Source organism: Nitrospira sp. (genome assembly GCA_015709715.1).
GTDB lineage: Bacteria > Nitrospirota > Nitrospiria > Nitrospirales > Nitrospiraceae > Nitrospira_A.
In genome coordinates this window covers 3,106,581-3,127,621 of sequence record CP054184.1, presented here as the reverse complement: position 1 = coordinate 3,127,621, position 21,041 = coordinate 3,106,581, and the positions used below count along the sequence as shown (strand labels likewise).

21 protein-coding genes and 1 pseudogene are annotated in these 21,041 nt (G+C 61.0%); 7 read left to right on the top strand and 15 right to left on the bottom strand.

The window, feature by feature from the left end:
* Positions 1-11: 11 nt before the first annotated feature.
* Entirely contained in the window at positions 12-905 is an 894-nt protein-coding gene (gene cynR, locus HRU82_15200; protein QOJ36200.1) for a transcriptional regulator CynR, read from the bottom strand.
* Between the two features lie 155 nt (positions 906-1,060).
* Between cynR and HRU82_15195 the strand changes: the two genes are divergently transcribed.
* Together HRU82_15195 and HRU82_15190 are read left to right on the top strand one after the other, a co-directional pair.
* Complete coding sequence (locus tag HRU82_15195) at positions 1,061-1,729, top strand: MOSC domain-containing protein (protein ID QOJ37235.1); 669 nt, start codon at positions 1,061-1,063, stop codon at positions 1,727-1,729.
* Between the two features lie 33 nt (positions 1,730-1,762).
* The gene (locus HRU82_15190) at positions 1,763-2,101 is read left to right on the top strand and encodes a hypothetical protein (protein QOJ36199.1); all 339 of its coding nucleotides are present in this window, start codon (positions 1,763-1,765) and stop codon (positions 2,099-2,101) included.
* 29 nt (positions 2,102-2,130) lie between these two features.
* Here the strand turns inward: HRU82_15190 and HRU82_15185 are convergent, their stop codons facing one another.
* Positions 2,131-2,793: a hypothetical protein gene (locus HRU82_15185; GenBank protein QOJ36198.1), complete on the bottom strand. Its 663-nt coding sequence runs from the start codon at positions 2,791-2,793 to the stop codon at positions 2,131-2,133.
* A gap of 174 nt (positions 2,794-2,967) precedes the next feature.
* Between HRU82_15185 and HRU82_15180 the strand changes: the two genes are divergently transcribed.
* Positions 2,968-3,189, top strand: coding sequence for a hypothetical protein (locus HRU82_15180; GenBank protein QOJ36197.1), 222 nt, complete (start codon positions 2,968-2,970; stop codon positions 3,187-3,189).
* A 25-nt stretch (positions 3,190-3,214) separates the two neighbouring features.
* Here the strand turns inward: HRU82_15180 and HRU82_15175 are convergent, their stop codons facing one another.
* From HRU82_15175 to HRU82_15150, 6 genes and pseudogenes are all read right to left on the bottom strand, one after another.
* Positions 3,215-3,664: an HAD hydrolase-like protein gene (locus HRU82_15175; protein QOJ36196.1), complete on the bottom strand. Its 450-nt coding sequence runs from the start codon at positions 3,662-3,664 to the stop codon at positions 3,215-3,217.
* A 14-nt stretch (positions 3,665-3,678) separates the two neighbouring features.
* Positions 3,679-3,870: pseudogene (locus tag HRU82_15170) on the bottom strand (DNA-binding protein).
* A gap of 14 nt (positions 3,871-3,884) precedes the next feature.
* Positions 3,885-5,276, bottom strand: coding sequence for an SDR family oxidoreductase (locus tag HRU82_15165; GenBank protein ID QOJ36195.1), 1,392 nt, complete (start codon positions 5,274-5,276; stop codon positions 3,885-3,887).
* Positions 5,209-5,379: a hypothetical protein gene (locus tag HRU82_15160; GenBank protein ID QOJ33426.1), complete on the bottom strand. Its 171-nt coding sequence runs from the start codon at positions 5,377-5,379 to the stop codon at positions 5,209-5,211. The genes HRU82_15165 and HRU82_15160 overlap by 68 nt, the downstream gene beginning before the upstream one ends.
* Positions 5,376-5,723 carry an SPW repeat protein gene (locus HRU82_15155; GenBank protein QOJ36194.1) on the bottom strand — a complete coding sequence of 116 codons (348 nt, stop codon included), beginning with the start codon at positions 5,721-5,723 and terminating at the stop codon, positions 5,376-5,378. Before HRU82_15155 ends, HRU82_15160 begins: the two co-directional genes overlap by 4 nt.
* The gene (locus HRU82_15150; GenBank protein ID QOJ36193.1) at positions 5,696-6,301 is read right to left on the bottom strand and encodes a vitamin K epoxide reductase family protein; all 606 of its coding nucleotides are present in this window, start codon (positions 6,299-6,301) and stop codon (positions 5,696-5,698) included. The genes HRU82_15155 and HRU82_15150 overlap by 28 nt, the downstream gene beginning before the upstream one ends.
* Before the next feature lie 366 nt (positions 6,302-6,667).
* Between HRU82_15150 and HRU82_15145 the strand changes: the two genes are divergently transcribed.
* Positions 6,668-7,528, top strand: a complete 861-nt coding sequence (locus tag HRU82_15145) for a hypothetical protein (GenBank protein QOJ36192.1) — start codon at positions 6,668-6,670, stop codon at positions 7,526-7,528.
* A 35-nt stretch (positions 7,529-7,563) separates the two neighbouring features.
* On the opposite strand, the gene HRU82_15140 is transcribed toward HRU82_15145, so the two are convergent.
* The 3 genes from HRU82_15140 to HRU82_15130 form a co-directional block, all read right to left on the bottom strand.
* The gene (locus HRU82_15140) at positions 7,564-8,943 is read right to left on the bottom strand and encodes a sigma-54-dependent Fis family transcriptional regulator (protein ID QOJ36191.1); all 1,380 of its coding nucleotides are present in this window, start codon (positions 8,941-8,943) and stop codon (positions 7,564-7,566) included.
* Positions 8,944-9,039: 96 nt separating this feature from the next.
* A complete protein-coding gene (gene cydB, locus HRU82_15135) occupies positions 9,040-10,089 on the bottom strand; it encodes a cytochrome d ubiquinol oxidase subunit II (GenBank protein QOJ36190.1) in 1,050 nt (349 codons plus the stop codon).
* Between the two features lie 3 nt (positions 10,090-10,092).
* The gene (locus HRU82_15130) at positions 10,093-11,436 is read right to left on the bottom strand and encodes a cytochrome ubiquinol oxidase subunit I (GenBank protein ID QOJ37234.1); all 1,344 of its coding nucleotides are present in this window, start codon (positions 11,434-11,436) and stop codon (positions 10,093-10,095) included.
* A 93-nt stretch (positions 11,437-11,529) separates the two neighbouring features.
* Between HRU82_15130 and HRU82_15125 the strand changes: the two genes are divergently transcribed.
* The gene (locus HRU82_15125; GenBank protein ID QOJ36189.1) at positions 11,530-12,093 is read left to right on the top strand and encodes a lipocalin family protein; all 564 of its coding nucleotides are present in this window, start codon (positions 11,530-11,532) and stop codon (positions 12,091-12,093) included.
* Positions 12,094-12,098: 5 nt separating this feature from the next.
* Here HRU82_15125 and HRU82_15120 read toward each other — a convergent pair whose 3' ends face one another.
* The 4 genes from HRU82_15120 to HRU82_15105 all read right to left on the bottom strand — a co-directional run bounded on the left by HRU82_15120 (position 12,099) and on the right by HRU82_15105 (position 18,540).
* Complete coding sequence (locus HRU82_15120; protein ID QOJ36188.1) at positions 12,099-15,083, bottom strand: DEAD/DEAH box helicase family protein; 2,985 nt, start codon at positions 15,081-15,083, stop codon at positions 12,099-12,101.
* A gap of 130 nt (positions 15,084-15,213) precedes the next feature.
* Entirely contained in the window at positions 15,214-15,462 is a 249-nt protein-coding gene (locus tag HRU82_15115) for a DUF2442 domain-containing protein (protein ID QOJ36187.1), read from the bottom strand.
* Positions 15,463-15,466: 4 nt separating this feature from the next.
* On the bottom strand, positions 15,467-15,727 hold the full coding sequence (locus tag HRU82_15110) for a DUF4160 domain-containing protein (GenBank protein ID QOJ36186.1): 261 nt from the start codon (positions 15,725-15,727) through the stop codon (positions 15,467-15,469).
* Between the two features lie 35 nt (positions 15,728-15,762).
* Positions 15,763-18,540 (bottom strand): site-specific DNA-methyltransferase, encoded by a 2,778-nt coding sequence (locus tag HRU82_15105; GenBank protein QOJ36185.1) that lies wholly within the window; start codon positions 18,538-18,540, stop codon positions 15,763-15,765.
* Positions 18,541-18,636: 96 nt separating this feature from the next.
* Here HRU82_15105 and HRU82_15100 point away from each other — a divergent pair, with 96 nt between their 5' ends.
* Together HRU82_15100 and HRU82_15095 are read left to right on the top strand one after the other, a co-directional pair.
* Complete coding sequence (locus HRU82_15100) at positions 18,637-19,344, top strand: TVP38/TMEM64 family protein (GenBank protein ID QOJ36184.1); 708 nt, start codon at positions 18,637-18,639, stop codon at positions 19,342-19,344.
* A 16-nt stretch (positions 19,345-19,360) separates the two neighbouring features.
* Positions 19,361-20,650, top strand: a complete 1,290-nt coding sequence (locus HRU82_15095; GenBank protein QOJ36183.1) for a hypothetical protein — start codon at positions 19,361-19,363, stop codon at positions 20,648-20,650.
* Positions 20,651-21,041 lie beyond the last annotated feature (391 nt).

The window sequence follows — 21,041 nt, the reverse complement described above, 5'->3', positions numbered from 1 at the left end:
ATGCAAGGGGGTTACCGCCAATGCTGCTTCACCACCGCTTGCACTTCCTCAGCCAAGGCCATGACGGCTCTGCTGCGATAGCCCCCCTTCTTCCATAACAGGCCGACCCCGCGACGCGGGGTCGGATGCTTGAGGGGAATGCCGCGGAGCGCCTGGTTCCGCCCGATGCCCAGGGACAAGCGGGGCAACAGGGTGGCCAATCTGCTGGTACGCACCGTCGCCAGGATGCCCTCGATGGAGTTCATCTCCACGATCACTTTGGGCTGGATCCCCGCCTGCTCGAAACCGGCGTCCAACAGGCGGCGGGTACAAAACAGGGCGGGCAAGAGGATCAACGACTCGTGGTTCAAGGCCGAGAGCGTGAGCTGCCGGCATTTCGCCAAGGGATGGCGGGGCGCGGTAATCAGGACGAAGTCTTCTTCGAAGAGCGGCTGGCTCACCACCCGTTCCGACGCCACCGGCACGAAGCCGATGCCGACATCCAGGGTCCCCTCTTCTACGCCCCGTTCGATGTCGGGGCCGGACAACTCGTCGAGTTTCAGCGACACCAAGGGATAGCGGCTCGAAAAGCGCGCCACGATGGCGGGAATGAGATAGGCATTGACGGTCTGCACCACCCCCACCGTGAGGGCTCCACGCTGCAGGCCTTCCTCTTCGGCGATCGCCGTTCGGGCCAGGTCCATCTCCCGCAAGGCTCGTCTGGCATGGTCACGAAAAATGGCTCCGGCGCGCGTCAAGTGGACGGACCGTCCCACGCGATCGAACAGAGGCACCCCCACCTCCTCCTCCAATTGTTTCACCTGTGCAGATAGGGCCGGCTGGGACACGTGCAACCCCTCCGCCGCCTTGGTGAAATGCAGCTGGTCGGCGACGGCCAAAAAGTAGCGAAGGTGGCGAAATTCCATGTGTCTTCATATCATAACTAGCGGTGATCGATCTAATCAGAAGAAATGCTTGGACGGCGCCGACGGCGAGGCACTAGGGTGACGAACAGCCAGTCACACGGAAGGAACCGCGCGTGGAACAGGTCATCGGAAGGCTCCGTTCCATCCAAGTCGGGATGCCACGGGCCGGTCGGACCGACGAGGAAGAGCCCAGGCCTTGGACTACGGGGATCTATAAGGCCTCCGTCGCAGGCCCCATTCCGCTCGGACGAATCAACCTGCGGGGCGACGGGCAGGCCGACCTCGTGCACCATGGCGGGCCCGACAAGGCGGTCTGCGCCTATTCCGCAGACCATTGGCCCTATTGGCGTCGGGTGCTCTCGACGGAAACCCTGACGGGAGGCGGCTTCGGAGAAAATTTTACCCTGGAGGGGCTCACCGAGGCCGATCTCTGCATCGGGGATATGGTCGCCGTCGGGAGCACGCTGATCCAGGTCTCGCAACCCAGGCAACCCTGTTGGAAGCTGGCCCGACGCTGGCAGATCCTGGACCTCGCCCTGCAGGTCGAACAGACGGGGTTCACCGGCTGGTACTTTCGTGTGCTGGAGGAAGGGAGGGTCGAGGCGGGCCAAATCCTTCGCCTCGTCGAACGTCCCTGCCCGGAATGGACCATCGCCGCCGCCAACCGCGTCATGCACCACGATCGCGATAACCTGGCGGAGGCCGAACGCCTGGGCCGCTGTCCCTACCTCTCGACCAGCTGGCAACAGACGCTGCAACGCCGGTGTCGTGATCGAGTGGCGCCCGATCCGCAAGCGCGGCGGTTCCAGGACGGACAACCGTAATCACCGTCATCACCCACTGTTCAGGAGGCTATCATGACTCGTATATTGTCCGCTGTCTGCGCGCTCGCCCTCGGCTCCACCCTCTCCATGTCCGCATGGGCCCTCGCCGAGGAAGCGGCCACCATCACCATTGTCGCTCCGCAGAACGGAACGACCGTGAGCCCCACCTTCGACATCAAGTACGAAATCGTCAACGGTCCGCACGGCGGGCACGCACACGTCTACCTTGACGGTGCCTATCAGAAGGGCTTCAAGGGGACCTTCAGCCGCGTTCCCAAGGGGTCCCATACGATTACGGTGAAGATCGCCGACCATGATCACAAGGACGCCGGCACCGCGTCCGACAGCGTCACGATCACAGTGACGGAGTAGCGACGAACGGATCGGGCAGCGCCGGCTCGTTATTGGACCCCCTGCGTCGAGGCGTGGCTGGCGCTGCTGCGCAGATCCATATTGAGTACGACCGGGCTGTTCGGGTTCTTGGGGTCGATTTTCGTCGGCATGCGGTCGGAAGAGAGCTTCGTGAGGGGCACAGCGACGATATGCGCCGCCTTGGCCGACGGATTCGAATAGAGTTCCAAGCGCACGGTCTTGGGCCGCTGCGCCGGAGCGACCTGCACCATCAACTCCTTCTCCACAAATCCCACCACCATTCCACTGCCGTCGGCCAGCTTGTGGATTTCATAGGCGTTCGCCGTCGGGGCCGCCCGCTGGAGGACGAGGTCCGGACTCTGCGTCACCAACGCCATGCCCAGAAACTTGGGTTCAATGAAGCCGTAGGAGCCGGTGGGGGCCTGCGAGAACATCACCTGTGAGGCGGAGGCGCCCAGCTCGGCCACCGCATTCTTGGCCCGCAGCTGCCGCCGCAAGTCGGCCTCGGGCCCGGTCGTCTCGATGAACACCGCCGAAGGGGCGGCCTTTTGTACAGGCAACACCTCGGTCTTGCCGCCAGACGCCGCATCGACCGTGAGCGGAAACGCCGAGAGGAGCAGGGCGAGCAGGCACCCTATCGCTACGTCGCGGCGGAGCCTGAAGCGAAGCGGGCTTGTTGCATGGTCAGACATGAGACCGATCCTCCTGTAAGAAATCGCGGACGTGTGGTGGGCAGATTCTAAGAAGCTGCAGGCTGAAAATCAAACCGGCGGGAACGGAGAGAGCTAGGGGTGCTCCTAGTGCCGAACAGCCTTCGTACTTCCTAGGATAGAGACAATATCGACTCTAGCGGAAAGGGGACGCCTATGCACTGCCATCGCTGCCAAAGCCTGATGTTTCCGATCGACCTGCGCGACTGGGGAGGCGGCCCCATGCATGAATCTCCCGTCGCCTGGCGTTGTTTCGCCTGCGGCGATATCGTCGACCATCTCATCGCCATGAACCGAAACCGCACGGAGAACAACAGGGAGGAGTGGCGCAAAGGAGGCGCCCGCCATCGCGTGGCCGCCTTGGGGTTCCCGCGGTAGGCCCGGCAGGCCTGGCCACATTCGGTTAGTGGTCAGGCCCACCCTCGGGGGCTCCTTCCGGCACCAGCGAGGTGTCGCAGCGCACGATTAGGCAGGCAATCTCCAACACGTCGCGGCCGATCAGGTCGGGCCACCGTTGCGCCGTCATGTCCCAGGCCTGCTCCCGGCCATCGGTCAACAGGACGGTCTTGCACCCCACCCCGCGACCGACCTCGATACTGTTCAACAGATCCCCCACCAACCAGGATTGTGCCAGGTCGATCTGGAGTTTCTCCGCCGCATGGCGCAAGGCCTTCGCTCCAGCGAACCGCGCCCCCACCTGGTCGTCCGTGAATAACACGATGGTGTAGCCGGACAAAGCCAACAGCCGCAAAGCCTTCCAGTCATCGGACGTCAGGGTGGCGGCACTGGCCGAGACCGAGGCGGCGCTCTCGACCAGGCCCGTCGTCGCAAAGAACACCGCCCGCTCCGTCATGCCCCCCTCGCTTTCTTGATCTTCACCCCGGCCTTCCGCGCCTTGGAAAGACCGATCGCGATCGCCTGTTTGCGGGACTTCACCCGATGTTTCCCCCGCTTCAGGTGTCTCATTTCTTCCTCGACGAAGGCGCCGGCTTGTGTGCTGGGAGCCTTCCCCTCACGTTTCGCTTTCCGTGCCTTTCGAATGGTCTTGTTCTCCGGCATGTCACCCTCCTTGGTCATCCATACATTTCCTTGCTGGCCGGTGCCCGCCCCTCGGCCCCTCCGAGGCCGGACCGCCCGTTGCTTCGTGCCGCGAGACGGCCCGCCACATAGGCGGCCGCGCCCAGCGCCGCGGCCGCCACCAACCCTCGTCTCTGATTGAGCCAGAACTGCAAACTGAACTCGTAGGCACCACGGTCGAATCGACCATGCGCCCCATAATCTCCCGGCAAGGGCTCGAACAGATTGTTCGGCCGATCAGACTTGATCGGCTCCGCCGTCTGCTGGGCATCGTATCCATTCCAGGCTAGGTAATGGTCCAAGAGACCGGGAATAAACTTGTCGCCCACGATGGCCTTGACCGTCGGCAGTCCCACGCAGACTTCACGCCGGCGATGGCACGCAGCCCAAAGGATCGCCCGCGCAATCACCTCCGGTTGATAGATGGGCGGAACCGGTTGCGGATGATAGGGCATGCGCGACTTGATCCAGCTGAACTGCGGGGTGTTCACCGCCGGCAACTGGACGGTCGTAATGTGGACGCGACTCCCGTCGTGAATGAGTTCGGAGCGGAGCGATTCGACGAACCCCTGCACGGCATGTTTCGCCCCGCAATAGGCTGACTGCAATGGGATAGATCGGTAGGCCAAGGCCGACCCTACCTCAACGATCACGCCCTCATCGCGGGGCACCATCCGGCGAAGGGCGGCCAACGTGCCATAGACATACCCCAGATAGGTCACGTTCGTGACGCGCTGAAATTCCTTCGCCGTCATCTCGAGGGCGGGCGACAGAACCGACACCATCGCATTGTTCACCCAGACATCGATCGGCCCGAACCGTCCCTCCACCGCTGCGGCCGCCGCCTCCACCTGCTCGGCATCGGCCACATCGGTCGGCAAGACCAGCGCGCGTCCCCCTGCGGCCTCGACTTCCTTCTTCGCACCTTCCAAGCCGTCGCGGCCCCTGGCGAGGAGCCCGATCCAGGCGCCTCGTCGGGCGAACTCCCGCACGGCCGCCCGGCCCACGCCGGCCGAGGCTCCGGTAATCACCACGATCGGCGGACGACGATCAGCTGACTGGTTCACGCTTCCCTCCTCCTCTTTTTTTGATGACCTCAAAAACCCGCCTATGGGCCAGGTGGAGGGGGCAACAGCGGCGTCGGGTCGTAGCCCTCCATGGGATGACCTCCCAATGCCAGCAGCACCACTACCAACCCCATCAACACGAGCATGTAAAATCCGAATCGGAACGCGCCCGTGTAGGGCGTGTTGAACAGCCCGAAGGCATACAACCCGGTCAGAATCATCCCCATCAACACGACTGCCACGAGTAAGGTGATCATGCTGTGACCCTCCGTTCTTTCGGGCCGTCCTTGGACGGCGGCGCCTTTCGTGGCGGCTCGTCATAGGGCGGCTCCCTGCGCTGCGGCCGATCGACCGGCGGATCGCCTTGCGGTGGCGCCGTGGGTTCCGGTTCACGAATCGGGCTCTTGCCCGTCATGGTCATCATTGCGAAACCTCCTTCCAGAGCGCAGTCCACCCCCCGCCGAACCGTTCGGACGGAGCGCCGCGGATCAACGACAGCGCAATCGCGGCAATACCCGCCGCCAGACTCCCGCAGGCCCGCTCGTCGGGATACGCCAAGAGGAACGGGGCGACGAGCAGCCAGGTTCCCAAGACGACGTTGATCCAGCGGATGGGTCGCACGGATTCCGAAGCCGCAATCAGGCCGAAGGTCGCCATCCAGGCCCCGACGACCTGGTTGTTCATCCGCGCGGCGCCCGCGTATTGCAGCAGATCCGGCGAAGCCACTAACCAGACGCCGATCACACTCGTCGCCACATGGGGCCACATGGTGCCGCCTCCTCGCTCCGCGCCCGATCTCCCTGCCAGAAGGCCTGCCACAGCGACATCCGCCGGTCGCACGTCCGTTTCAAAAACTGCAGGCTCGCCAACACTTCATCCATGGCCGGACCGACCATCACCACCGAGATGAGCGCCGACAGCAGACAGAGCGTGCACCAGGCCTGGAGCCACACCGCCTGCGCGATCACCAGCAACACGCTCACGAGCCCCAACGGACCGACGGCCACGCCGAACAGCACCACGATCCAGGGCATCGTTCTCCAGCGTCTCGTGCCGCCGACCGCGCCCGCGACGGCATCCACCAGATAAGCCAGCGCGCCGAGCGCGGCATCCGGAACCGGCAGCAGCCGCGACAGGTCGGAATGCAAGACCTGTTCACTGCCTCGATCGAAGAACGGCTCCCATACCCCATCGATCTGGCCGAGCTGATAGAGGGCCAGATAGAACGAGAGCCCGAAGCCGACGATGGCGACGGCAATCAACCAGAGGCGCTCGCTCCAACCGGACGGATTGTAGGTCCAGCCGGGAGGCGCAGCAGGATCGATCGGACGCGCAGGCTGTGGCATGACCCCATTCAATTCCATCATTACCTGCGAACACACTCAGCAAGAGCGGTGCCGAGAAGGCGGCGCAACCTCATGATGCTTCGCCAAGCCTCGCTGGACGCATCCAGACAAGTCGTAGGTTCGCGAGGCGCTCGCCATCACGCTCCGTATCATCGCGCGATTCGACGGAAGACTTGTCCGATGCAGGACAGGTTGTCCCTGCGGCAACCGGACAGGCCATAGCCCGACCTGTCCTCCCTCCAGATGGAAAGCCCACGACAGTCGCGCTGTTCCGTCACGCGATGCGGAGTCTCACGCGCAAGGCCCGGCTCTTGCTCTCTTCTCTCACCACGTAGAACAACGACTCAACCCAGAGAAGGAGGAGCCATGCGGAACCAGATGAAGATGACGAAGACAAAGAGGGCTGAACGAATGCTGTGCGCAGCGACGGTGGCTGCCGCCTCATGGATGGGGCTGACACTCGCACAACCGGCTCTAGCGGCGGAGACTCTTGCCCATGGGCAGAAGGAAGAGGCCGCGCAGTTGAAGAAGGAGGCGAAGCAATTGCTGGAGGGCAACCGCTCAGTCCTCGGGAAGGTTGAGGCCGTCACGTCCGAACAGATCAAGGTCAACATCGGAGAAGTCCAACCACGCTTCCTGCCGTTGAAACAAGCGCAGGAGAAGGGATTCCAGGACATCAAGGAAGGCGAGGACCTGATCATCGTACTCAACGCCGAGAACCTTCTCGTGGACTTTCATCCGTTGGACGGTACCTCCAGCAGCCATACCATCATTCGGGGAGAGATCGCACAGAACCTGCCCATCGGACAGGACTCCGTCGTGATCAAATCCCAAGAGAAGGAACAGGCCTATCCCATCCGTTCCCAAGCGCGGAGCAAGGTCGCAGCCATTCCCGTCGGCGTAGCCGCCGTGTTCCTGATCGATGAAACGAACCAGATCGCCGATGCAACCTTTACCAACCTGCAGGCGGCGAAGCAGGCCGATCAGGAGCCGGGGCGCAAGTCCCCCATCAAGGGCGCCCATGAACGGGTGGACGGAAAGGTCGTCGCCCCATTACAGGGGAATCGCATCACGATCCGCACCGGCAGCGGCTCCGAGCGGCCCTACGAAGTCCGTGAGTTGGTCCACGCGAAAATCGCCGGCCTGCAAAAGGGCGATGCAGTCATCCTCCTGGTGGATCATGACAACAAGGTGATCGATGTGGCAGTTCCGCCGTCCAAGCAGTAACCAGGGATGCCGGCAGGCAGCCGATGCGGGGTCGTTTACTCGGCTCCGTATTCGGCGGCCAAGCCGTAGCGGCGCAGCTTGCGAAGGAGGGTTTTGCGGTGGATCCCGAGAATCGAGGCGGAGACATTCAGATCGTGAGCATGGGCGTCGAGCACGCGAAGGATGTGGTCATGCTCCAGATCGTCGAGTGTGACCCATCCCTTGGATTCCTCCGGCACAGGCAACGGCGGGGAGCCGGTCGTGACGGTCGCAGGCAGGTCCTCAGGGCGAATCACTCCCTCAGGGCTTAAGGCCACCGCGCGCTCGATGGCATGCTCCAATTCGCGCACGTTGCCCGGCCAACGATAGTCCGTGAGCCGCGTCATCGCCTCGGGCGAAATGTCCGTCACGGGCGGCGTCCTGGACGTGCCGTACAGGCGGACGAATTTCTGCGCCAGCAACGGAATGTCTTCCGTCCGCTCGCGCAAGGGCGGAATCTCGATCGTGACGACATTTATGCGATAGAACAGGTCTTCGCGGAACTTGCCCGCCGACACCAGCGAGTCGAGCGGCTTTCTGGATGCGGCGACGATGCGCACGTCGAGTTGCGTGGGCACGGTGCTGCCGACCTTGCGAATCTCCTTCTCCTGCAAGACGCGCAACAGTTTGCCTTGCAGAGGCAGCGACAGGTCCGCCACCTCGTCCAAGAAACAGGTGCCTCCATGCGCCTTTTCCAACAGGCCCTTGCGCGACGCCAGCGCGCCGGTGAAGGCGCCCCGTTCATGGCCGAAGAGTTCCGATTCGAGCAGCGACTCGGCCAGCGCCCCGCCGTCGACCGTGACGAAGGGGCCTCGACAGCGCGGGCTGTGGTCGTGAACGGCCCGGGCGATCAGTTCCTTGCCCGTCCCGCTTTCTCCCTGCAGCAACACCGTGCTATCGGTCTGGGCCACGCGGGCAATGGAGCGATAGAGCTGGACCATCGCGGGACTGCGTCCGATGACATGGTCGAGCAATGAAGCCGTCGCGATCTCTCCCGAAGGCTCGTCCTCCCGCTGCGCCTGCGCCCGCTGTTGCAAGGCCCGGCGCGCCACCAACCGCACTTCTTCGCGCGTAAAGGGTTTGCTCAAATAATCGAACGCGCCGGCTTGCAGTCCCTGCACGGCGGTCTTCAGCGACCCATAGGCCGTCATGAGCACGACCGGTCGATCCTGCGCTCGCGCCCGCAACTCCGCGAGCAGCGCCAGGCCGTCCATCTCGGGCAGATGCAGATCCGTGAGGATCAGGTCGGGCTCACAGGTCTCGGCACGGTTCAGCGCCGCACGGGGAGTGCCGGCGGACGAGACTTCGTACCCCTCCCCCCTCAACAGGTCTTGCAACTCGGCGATCGTATCGGCGTTGTCGTCGACGATGAGGATGCGAGGCGGTCCGTTGGGCATGCTGAACTCCACGTCAAAAGAGAGCGTCCTTCCACTTCACCCTGTAGGGTACCGTGGGAGGCCAAGATTGGAACTGGATGAAACCCTGGTGGCGGACTAGTGGTGCGTCGACGATGGGGCCGGTTCCGTCACTGGTCCGCCGAAGAAGCGATGGATCGCAAGTTGATACAACATCACCAGGGCTAAGCCAGGGGGTACCCACCAGAGGCCTGCTTCCAGCCCGCTCCGCTCGGTTGCCGCATTCAAGATCGTGAGGCTGTTGGCCCGGTCGGTCGTGGCGAGGAGCAGATTGGGAAAGGTGCCCCAGGCCGCCGCGATGAGCAAGGCGGCCACCACCAGGCTTGACGCGGCAAAGCCGACGACCGGCCGTCGACGCACAGGACTGAGGTGTCGCACGACCAGCGCAACCACGACCGCCAAGGGCCAGACGTACCCGATGGGAGCGGCCTCATAATGCGCGCCGAACGAGGGCTGCACGGACGGCAGGGCCACAACCAGGGCAGGAAGCAGCAAGGCAAGCAGCCCCGTGACGGCCCTTGCGATCTTCTCGGCCCTCGCCTGCAGCTCTCCCCGCGTCTTCATCACTAGAAAACTCGCCCCCTGCAGCATCAGAAGGGCCGCCATGGCCAAGCCGGTCAGCAACGTGAACCAATCGAGTAGGCCGGGCAACGGACCGGGGGTAAGGTCCGTCCAGAGCGCCAGGAAGAAATCGCCATTCGCGTTCAGCGGCACGCCGCGCAGCAGGTTGCCGACCACCAAGCCCACCACGAAGGCCAGCAGCAGATTGGCCAGGAAAAAGATCGCATCCCAAAACCGGCGCCAGAGTTCGTGATTGACATGCTCCCGCAACTCGAAGGCCAACCCTCGGCCCATCAGCAGCCACAACAGAATCATCAGTGCCAGGTAGAACCCGCTGAACCCCGCCGCAAAGGCCTTGGGAAAGGCGAGAAACAGCAGCGCGCTCCCCGCGATCACCCAGACTTCATTGCCGGTCCAAAAAGGGCCGATGGTCTCCCGCAGCAGACGTCGGTCTCGTTCGTTTTTCGCCAGCAGGGGCGAGAGGATTCCCACGCCAAAGTCGTACCCGTCCAGCACCACGTAGGCGGTGAACACGAACACGACCAGCGCATACCAGAGCGTTTCCACCCTTCACCCTCCCGTCGGCGCAGCGGCCGGCTCCGTCGGCCCATGGCGCAGCGTTTCGACGAACAACAGGACGAACAGCAACCCCAGCACAAGGTAGATCCCCAGAAACCCGAGCAGCGTAAAGAGCGCATTGCCCGAATGGACCAACGGCGAGATACCTTCCGCCGTGCGATAGAGACCGTAGACCAGCCAGGGTTGACGGCCTAGTTCGGCCGTCATCCAGCCGGCCGTCGTGGCGAGGTACGGCAACGGCGCGCTCAGCAACAGGAGCCAGAGCAGCCACCGGGCCCTGAAGAGCGTCCCGCGCCACAACCAGACGAGCGCCAGCCCCGTCACGGCCAAGAGGATCGTGCCCAGCCCGACCATGATGTGGTAGGCGTAATACAACAGCGCGATGTGGTCCGGCCAGTCCTGGGGCGGAAAGGCATCGAGCCCCTTCACCTTGGCGTACAGATCGTCGTAGACCAAGAGGCTCAATGCCGACGGCACGACGAGCGGATTGTCGATCGTCATGGTTTCCATGTTCGGCTGGCCGATCAACACCAGATCAGCACCGCGCTCGGTGCGAAAGAGGCCCTCGAAAGCCGCGCCCTTGACCGGTTGAAACTCAAACACCTGCCTCGCGTTCTCGTGCCCCGTCGGCGTAATCAGCAACAACGACGCCAACGCCCCGGCCACGACGCCCGTCCGCAGATAGGTCTGTGCCTGCCCGAGGTGGAGCCCCGCCAACTGGTACAGGGCGCCCACCGCCGCCATCACGAAGGCTCCGGTGGCAACCGCCGCCGTCATGTTGTGGGCGAACTGCCAGATGAGCCAGGGGTTTGTGAGCAGCCCCGCCAAGCTATCTACGGTCAGGCTGCCGTCGGCGGCGACCTGATAGGCCACGGGATGCTGCATCCAGGCGTTCGTCGCCAAGATGAAGTACCCCGACAACCATGAGCCGAGAAACAGCAGCACCGTCACCAGCCACAAGGTCCGCCGGCTGACGCGCGACCAGCCGAACAACAACAGGCCCAGAAACGACGATTCCAAGAAAAACGCGAACACCCCTTCCATCGCGAGGGTCTGGCCGACGATGCCGCCGGCATATTCGGAAAACCGGGACCAGTTGGTGCCGAACTGGAATTCGAGCGGAATGCCGGTGACGACGCCGAACGCGAAGCTCAGCGCGAAAAGGCCGGTCCAGAACCGCGCCGCGTGATGGAAGTGATCGCCTTCCTCGAACAGGTCACGGGTGCGCAGATAGACCAACAGCAGCGCCAGCCCCATCGTGAGCTGGGGAAAGAGGTAGTGGAACGTGGCGGTGACGGCGAATTGCAACCGATCGTATTGCAGGGCGGTATCCATCATGCGGTCCTGAAGATTCTGCCGCATCGGCCGGAGCAAGGGAGCTAGTGACTTCCCGAGATGCAGTACAATGACCGGCAAAGGGAGGCCACCATGCCGCAACCGTCACGGACTCATTTCGCAGGCTTGTTCCTCACCACGTTCTGCCTGACGTTCGCCGCCTGCGCGGGCGTCGAGCGCACAGCGACGTTGCCCACCGTGTCTTACGTAGACCTCGAACGCTATACCGGCACCTGGTATGAAATCGCACGGCTGCCGATGTGGTTCCAACGCCATTGCGTGGACTCCAAGGCAGTCTACACGAGCCGGCCCGACGGGGCGATCGGCGTGCACAACGAATGTGTGACCGATAAGGGCAGCCTGAACCAAGCGGAGGGCATCGCGACCGTGGTGGACGAGAAGACGAACGCCCGGCTGCGGGTGGTATTCGACAACTTCTTCGCCCGCCTATTCGGCCCGTCGCGGGAAGGGAACTATTGGATTCTGGACCTCGACCAGGATTATCGAACGGCCTTGGTCGGCACGCCGGACCGGCGCTTTCTCTGGATCCTCTCGCGCGCCCCGAAGCTGGAGGAGGAGACCTACCGCCGCCTCGTCAACAAGGCCAGACAGCTGGGGTATCCGATGGAGAAGTTGATCAGGGCGAAGAGGGGGTGAGGGTTTCAAGCGTCGGTCAGCACCCTCGAAAGATCCGAAATTTTTTTCACCAGGACGTATCCCCACGTTCCATGGGCTCCATCCGCGTTCACCGCCGCCACCCATCTTTCTGCCGCCGCTCGTTTGACGTCCTCCCTCGGATCGAACCCCTTGATCTCCAGTAAGAGATGATGGCTCTGCGTATGTTTCAATCGGACGATGAAATCCGGCACATAGTCATGTATCAGGCCATTGTCGAGATACGGAATGGCAAAGCCAAGTCCGGAGTTTTTAACGAACGCGTCCACGTTCGGATGCGTGTCCAACACATAGGCCGCTGATTGTTCCCACTGGAGGGTATCAGCGACCACATAGTTCAAGTGGCTTTTCGTCACCTCCCGTACCTCCCGCCCAGTCCAGAAATCCACGTCGGCCGTTGAGCCAGGTCCACGAGTTGCCTCATATCGCGGCACTTCAGGCACCTCACCTACAGTGGTATCACCGTGGACGTGCGGGAGCAGCCGTTCGATGGCCCAGCCGTAGTAGGGAGATAAGAGCACATCTTTCGTGGATGTAGGTGGAGGAGCCTCGACTTTTTGGTCGATGAATCGACCAACGATCCTAACCAACTGAGGGAACAGTCGATGAATGGGAACCCTGCAGGTCGGCTGCGCAGCATAGGACCTCGTGAGGGCAGTAGCAAGATCAAACACCACCTCTTGCAATCGACACTTCGCCCGCAACTCCTCCAACGACACGGTATCTCTCCGGCCTGGCCCGCCCAGAGTCAGCTTTCCCTGCAATGTGCTGTGGAGCCCCTTAACCTCGACTTCCGGCGGTATTCGTCCCGGATCTAAAACAAGCGAAGGAACCCGATCCCAATCCACGGTGATCTTATCCCTGATCGCCTGCGTGTAGCCTTCCACCCGTGGAAATTTAATCTCATAGTAGGCTTTGCTTGGGAGTGCGTGAACATGAAATCGCTTCACTGTTGGTTTCGGCTGCCCCTGCGGGGAGGCCTTGAACGGAATCACTTCAAACGGTACCCCAAAGACCTTGGCTACCTCCTCGGTCAGCCTCTCGTCAGGGCCCAGCTCATAGCTGGCGCGACGAAGCCCCCGCCCCACAACCTGTTCACAAAGGAGCTGCGACATGAATGGGCGAAGTCCGATGATATGGGTGACGGTGTTGCAGTCCCACCCTTCTGTCAACATGCCTACGCTGACGATGCACCGGACATCGCGCCCAGGAGGAGAATCAGGGCGACGGAGTTTCTCGGCGAGTTCCTTGAACCCTTCGGGATAGATCGGGCGGCCGACTCGATCACTCGGCCAGCTTTGTCTGCCGACCGTATCGAGTGTGAAACGCATCCACCGCACCTCGTCATTTTTCGTCTCACCGGAATCAGACTCCCGTACGACCTTCGAATCCACCCGGATGGTGTATTGGCCGCCCTTGTTTCGAAATCCCTCAATCTTCACTGGCGGAATTCCAGTGGGCGCCTTATCTTCCGCCAGCCACTCATAGAGCACCTTGGCAATCTGCGTGTTCTTGCACACCAAAATAAAGACCGGTGGGCGGGGATCTTCTCGATTCACACTCCAATCTTCGCGCTCCTTCTCCCAAAGGCCGCCCAGCATGGCGATCGGATGATGGGCATATTTCAAAATGGCCTCGGGTTTGGGATTGGCCTTTTTCCCGCCGCGCTCCGCCGGCGACAGTTGTGGCAACATCCAATGCCAAATATTGAAGTACCCTGGGATTTCCTTGCCCGTCGTGTCCCGCACCGCAAGCTGCGGGATCTTCACTAACCCTGATTCAATGGCGTCGATGAGACCAAAATCGCTCACAACCCAAGGAAACGGGCGGTTGGTATCCTGGCCCACTCGCCCGAGGAAGTACGGCGTGGCCGACACGTCTAGACAGAAATTGATTCCTCGGTGCTTGTGTATACGATCGAGTCCTTCAACCCAAACGGTGGCTTCTTTAAAGAAGTCGTCGGCTTCCTCGACTTCCCCAAACAGATCCTCTTCATCTTCGTCTCGCTCGTCGCGCGCGATACGATAGGCATGATGCGCCTCATCGTTCATCACCAAAATGTTCTGTTTGCCGCCGACTTCACGACCAAGAATGCGGTTGACGAAGGCCGCGTCGCTTTCCACGTAGCGCCGTGATTCCACGGTCACTTTCTTCAACGCCCCGTCCTGTTCTCGTTCCTCGCCGAGTATCGTGAGCAAGCCAGCCGCAGTTTGGCGATAAAGATCGTCGAGCGTGAGATACCGCGTCCCCCGAGCTGTCGTGGACTTCGGCCCAATCGTAATCGTCTCCTTGGTGCGAACCTCGACACCGGCTTTCGTCACACGCGCACTAATCCCGCCGGTCTGCGTACTTTGGAGTTCAAAGACATGCCAGTTGGTGACTAACACACGGCCTTGCGTCAGGAGCGGCATGAGATGAGAAGGGACCAGGTCTCGTGTGCGGTACAGACTCGCTTCGCCTTCTTCCGGGTCCAGTTCACGAAGTCGATTTTTGATCGTGACGTTGGGGCAGACCACGAGTACCACATCCGAAAATCGCGCATCGCTTCGGTCGTTTACCTTATTGAGAATGCTCCACGCTGCCACCATCCCCATCACGGTCGTCTTGCCCGACCCCGTGGCCATCTTGCAGGCATACCGCCGAAATGCTGCGAAGCCTTGTGCCTGCTTGTCCTTGCTCAGCTCTTCCTGCGGAACGTCGATCCCCTGGCGAAAATCGGCCCTGGCCTCGGCAAGGAAAATGACCGTTTCGACCGCATCCAACTGAGCAAAAAAGAGCCGTTTATCCCGTCCCTCCCGTTGCCACCATTGCAGTAACTCTGATGTCGTCCTCGTCACCCCGGGGTAACCATCCAAGCGCCATTTCTTCACCTGAGTTCGAATACGATTCACTAATTTGAGCTCAATGGCAGTCCCGGCTACCGTGCCATACTCCTTCTCCGGCTTAACTTTTGGATCACGATAAAAGTACATCGCAGGGCGGCGCCCAGGACGCTTTTCCGGGTCCTCCCCCTCGACGATATGCCAATGCTCTTGGGGTTCCCTAAATGGTGAGTTCAGAATCGGTTGAGGAACTTCGTAGGCGCTCATCGGAGACAAGGACTCAGGCGACCCGATTTTGCGTCAGCAATTCGGCATGCAACGCATCCGGAGCCAAGTCGGCGCCGTTCGGCCAGCAAATGGCGCCGAACTCATCGATACCAACCTGGTTGAAGTAACGGACATCCTTCAATGGTTCAAACACCGGGCCGTAGAGCTTGTCCCTGAGGCTCACTACGCCCCGCACGCCGTCGTCGAACACCACGTCCAATCGATAATCGTCCAGCGCCGTCACGCTCGATACTTTGCTCATGGTTCTACTCCAATGGCGCCACAGGACGCAGCGGTTGGTGCGCCTGGGCCAACCGCCAATCCTCCAACAGTTCTTCACGGTGTTCAATCGCCCATTCGACCACCAGGCTCAACGCCCGCCGCGGCAAACGTCCCTCCCGCACCTGCAGCGTCTCGATCTCGACGACGGCGTTGTGCTCCCCATAATAGGCGTGGAAATGAGCCGGGGCATGGTCCTGGTAGTACATGCGAATCACGATGCCGAAGAACTCACTGATAGTAGGCATGACACATCCATCGCCCCCGACTGAGCCGCGATGCCTTACACCGCCCTCAGCTTCTTCACCACCAGCAATTCATTCCCACGGTCATCGATCACCTTGACGGCGATCTGTTTGTGCTCGCCCGCTTCAAATGGTGCGCTGATGGTTCCTGACAGATGGTTCCAGACGCTTTCCTCGTATTCACCTTTGAGCGCTTTCTTCAGATTGTCCCAGGCACTGGTGCGGGGGAAAAAGGCTTGCGACACGTGGAAACACAGATCGTTGTGATCCGTATCCAGAAACCAGGCCGGCACATCGTTGCCGCTGCGATGCGCCACGTCCATGGTGATCGGATCAAACACATCTAACCCGAGCAGCTCGACCTGATACTGCTTCTCCTTGTCCTTGGTGACCTTGATCTCCGGCTGCCCGCACACGCTAAAGATTTGGCTCGATCGCATGTTCTTGAGCAGATCGCCCATCATGAGATCCGGCGTCGCCTGCACATAGGTGGCAGGTACCCCCATCACGTCGGAGCTTTTTTCGACGAGCGTCCTCGCATTCGGCTGAATGGCAAACCCGATCACATAGAGATGGGTGTAGTTCTTCGCGTGGGCCTCGCGCGCCGCTTCATAGACCAGCTTCTCACTCACCGCGCCATTCTCTGGACCAAAGACCATCGCGACAGGATTGCCAGTGAGAGGCAACCGACGGCCACTTTGCTCTTCCGCCTCATCAATCACAGCGGACAGCGATGGTTTTTGCCCTGGAGCGGTTACATCCACTAACGCCTCAGCCGTCAGGGAGAGTGACTTGGCAGGAGGGCGAATGTTCTTCAGCGTGACAGTCTTGTTGCCTTCGAGACGAAGCACTGGACTTTTGCGCAACACCTCCAACATCCGGTCCACGAAGGACCCGTAGGCTTCGGTAGAAACCACCCCGGAATCTTCAATGCCGTCGCCTTCCCAATCCACCGGGGTCGGGATGGTCGCTTCCACGCAGAAGGGCCCGGTCACGCGCGTGATGCCGCTTTTCGTCTCCGGTCGGTCCACTAGCACTTCTTCGGTCGGCGGCTCGTTGTTGGCGATGGACTTGAGCGTGATGTGCGGGACAATGCCGCCGACCTCTTCGCCCTTCTTGTTCTGCTTGCGTGTGTAGACGAAGCCGCCGGCAGGGCCACGCTGCTGGTCCTTAAGCTCGTACCAGGGAAAGGTCGCGGTGAGCAGTCGTTGCCGAGCGAGGGCCAGTGGCACCCGGCTCGTGTCGCAGGTGATCCAGCGCCGCCCCCATTGCTCCGCGACGTAGGCCGTCGTGCCGCTGCCGCAGGTGGGATCGAGCACGAGATCGCCAGGGTCGGTGGTCATGAGGAGGCAGCGTTCGATGACATTTTTGTCAGTTTGGACAACATAGAGACGATCTAATGCACCCCTGACATCCATCCATACATTGCTCAACGCTCTAAATGGGAAATCAGTGAAGTATCGTTTATAGATACGAAATCCAGGTTTCGGGAGAATTCGTCCTAAGTCGCAAAGGCGCAGCATCCCTTCAATACTTGTCTTCCAATTCTTAGTCCTGCCCGGATCAAACGTTATTCCCTTCCAAGTAAACGGGACAGACGTATTTATTCGAAAGCCCTCGGATACCACAGAGTCAGTTGCAAAAATCCGTGCATGTTCTGGGAGTGGCTGACGACCCAGAATCTCATCCTCGCTCGCGCCACGGATTGTCCCGTCGCTGAGTTCTATGTTGGTGTATTCCGTGGCACCTTCTTCACCGAGCACTTTCTGAACGAAAAGAGGACGATACTTTAACGCCGCGCGGTCTCTCGCATACCAGAGTAGATAGTCAACGACTGTTGGCACTGTTTCGCTAGTCGCCCCACCAGTTTTCCGAACAGAAATCAGGCCAACGAAATTCTCCGCCCCAAACACCTCATCCATCACTTCCCGCACGTGATGTAGGTTCTCATCGCTGATCTGAACGAAGATACTGCCGCTTGGCGTGAGCAAATCCCTGGCAAGCAACAGCCGGTCGCGCAGATAGGTCAGGTATGAATGGAGCCCCAACTCCCACGTATCTCGATAGGCCTGGACCATCTCGGGCTCACGCGTCATGTCCTCGTCGTCGTTGTGGGACACATCGCGCTTGCGAACGAAGGGCTGGAAATTGCTACCGAACTTCACGCCATAGGGGGGGTCCATGTAGATCATCTGCACCTGACCACCGAGCCCTTCGTAGTGCAGGAGCGAATTCATCACCACCAGCGAATCACCCAGGACCATGCGGTTCGTCCAGTCATCCTGATACTCGTACGATTTCAAGACTTGATCGGTGATGGAGTGCTGCGGATCGCCGAAGAGGGCAAACATATCCTCTTGCTTGTCGGTCTTGTGCCCGGCCAACGTTTCGATGATAGCTTTGGTGGAGAGCCGCTCGTGGATGAACAGCGGCAAGGTCGGCACGTCGAAGGACAACCGTTCGGCTTTGCCCGCCCAATTCAAGAAGGGCTTACTGAGGCTCTTGAGTTTAGACGCGGCGGCTTTGGCTTCTTCGAGCGTCTTGGCGTCGAGGACTTTCTTGATGAGCGCCTCGCCCTCCTCACGGGCTGGATTCGTGGCGTCCCAATCGAGCGCGGGCGAGAGCGACGAATCGTAGCGGTAGGTCTTGGCCGGTTTCTTCTTCTTGAACTGCGCCTGCGTGCCGACCTCCGGCCGCATGAGGCTTTTGGCCCCGGGGTGTTTGTAGGGAACCGTTTGATTGGGTTTTCCTGAAGCCCTGCGTTTTGAATTCTTGGCCACGCTCCCCCCCCATGCCAGCGAAAGCGGGGCCAGCATAACGCCTTCAAGGCCACAGGACAATGGGGCCGCCCCTCACCTTGTCGCGCCGTCGGATCGGCTGTTATAAGTGGAGGCACAGAGGAGATTCATGGCATGACCACCGTTGCCACTACTCAGGCTGCCCCGTCATTGGCCGGCCGCCTCATGCTGGGCGGCGTTATCTTGCTGACGATCTTGGCGCTGATCTACTTCGACTTCACGAAGTACCTGTCGCTGGAGACCATCAAAACCCATCGTGACCGGCTCCTTGAACTGACCGAGGCCCATTACCCGTTGGCCGCCGGCGCCTTCATCGCAACCTACATTCTCCAAACTGCTTGCTCCCTGCCGGGTGCCACGGTCATGACCCTGTTGGGCGGCTTTCTCTTCGGAAGCGTCCTGGGCATGTTGTTCGTGAACGTGGGGGCCACCCTCGGCGCGACGTTGGCCTTTCTCGCCGCGCGGTATCTGCTGCAGGCGTGGGTGCAACGGCGGTTCGGCGATCGGCTGGCGGCGCTGCAGGAGGGGTTTGCCAAGAACGCGTTCTCCTATCTGCTGACCTTGCGGTTGATTCCGCTCTTTCCCTTTTTCGTGGTGAATCTGCTTTCGGGGCTCACGCGGGTGAAGACGCGGACCTACATGGCCGCCACCTCGCTGGGCATTATTCCTGGCAGCTTCGTCTACACCTATGCGGGGAGCCAGCTGGGGAGCATCAACTCGCTGGCGGAGATCGCTTCGCCGCGGATCGCGCTGGCCCTGACGTTTTTGGGGCTGTTGTCGTTCAGTTCGGTGCTCTATCGCCGGCTGACCGACCGCGCATAAGGAGCGAGCTAGGCACATGCGATTGGCCATCAAGATCCTGTTGGGGCTGGGCCTGCTCGGGGGCCTAGTGTACCTGTATTACACCGAGGTGAAACCTGTGGTGATCTTCGGCCTGCGCGACGAGTATGCCCACGCCATTCCTTTGCAGAAAATTCCCGACGGGCTGACGAGCCTGAAGGCCGAGTCCTGCGGCCAATGCCACCGTGAGATTTACGACGAGTGGAAGACCAGCATCCATTCCCAGGCCTACACCGATCCGTTTTTCCAGGCCTATTGGAACAAAGACAAACACATCTGGGTCTGCCTCAACTGTCACACGCCACTCGAAAATCAGCAGGCCACGTTGATCAAGGAGATTCCCCGCGGTCGTGTGGAGAAGGCGCCGCAACAGCCGAACCCGCACTTCGACCCCGAGTACCAGAAGGAGGGGGTGACCTGCGCCGCCTGCCACGTGCGCGATGGAGTGATCCTGGGCCCCTACGACGATTCGGCCGCACCCCATCCGACGAAATTCGACCCGGTGTTCCGCACGGCCCAGATTTGCTCGCGCTGCCACAACGTGGTGTCGGGCCCCGCGCAGTTTTACAACGTGGGCCCCTGCGGGACTTATGCGGAATACGAAGGCAAGTACTTCATGAAGGAACGGGGGTTCATCTGCCAAAGCTGCCACATGCCGGAGATCGACCGGCCGGTCGCCGAGGGAAGCCCGATCCGGCGGGGACGGCAACACCTCTGGCGCGGCGGGCACGATCCCGACATGGTGAAGCGGGCCGTGGCCGTCCAAGTGGCCTCGACTCCCGCCGTGCCGCAGGCCGGGCAGAAGGTCGATGTGACGCTCACGCTCATCAACGCGGGTGCCGGGCACAAGATCCCGACCGGCGACCCAGACCGGTATTTCACCGTGGAGTTCGAAGTGCTGGACCGCAACGGAGCGCTGCTTAAGGAGCAGACGGATTCGATGGGGCGGTGGATCATGTGGCAACCGGCGATCGTGGAACTGTACGACAACCGGTTACTCCCGCTCGCGAGCCGCGACTATACGTTCAGTTATCAGCTGCCCCAAAACCTGGAAGGAATGAAGCTCAAGACGCGTGTGCGGTACCACATCCAAACGGAAAAGCAGCATCAGATGCTGATCAAGAAGTACGGCCTCACTGCCCCGGATCCCTATTTCTTCACAGTGTACGAACGCGAAGTTCCGCTCACCGTCAACCTCGCCGAAGCCTTCGACGACGGACCAGACGGTCGGTTGGGCTGCGCCGTCCCGCCGCCGGGCACCAGCCTCCCCCCGCCCCAGGCGGGGTAAGTCGCGGCATTGCATGGAACTCCTGGTACGTTCTGGAGGTCAAGCTCGGACCATGTACGTCTTGGACAGGCTCGGTCGGAGGGCCCTTCATCTGCGCCGCCAAGACCATAATGACCGACCTCGCATAAACATCAATTCCTCAGCCCCCTGCGGCTTCTCCGCCCAGTCGCTGCTACAGCCATTGAAAGAGTTAGAGGCAGGAGCAACATTAACAAGTAGGTGGCTCTTCGTTGCCTCCGAAAATCTTTTTTTCCTGTTCTGATAAGAGTCCTATTTGAGTAATGATCCAGCCCCATAGACGATACCCACTCGCGGCCCAGTATCGAAACCAATTTTCTTAGGATTCGATTTTGCTGGCCTTTGGAAGGCAAACTCATGGGGCACCTTCCTT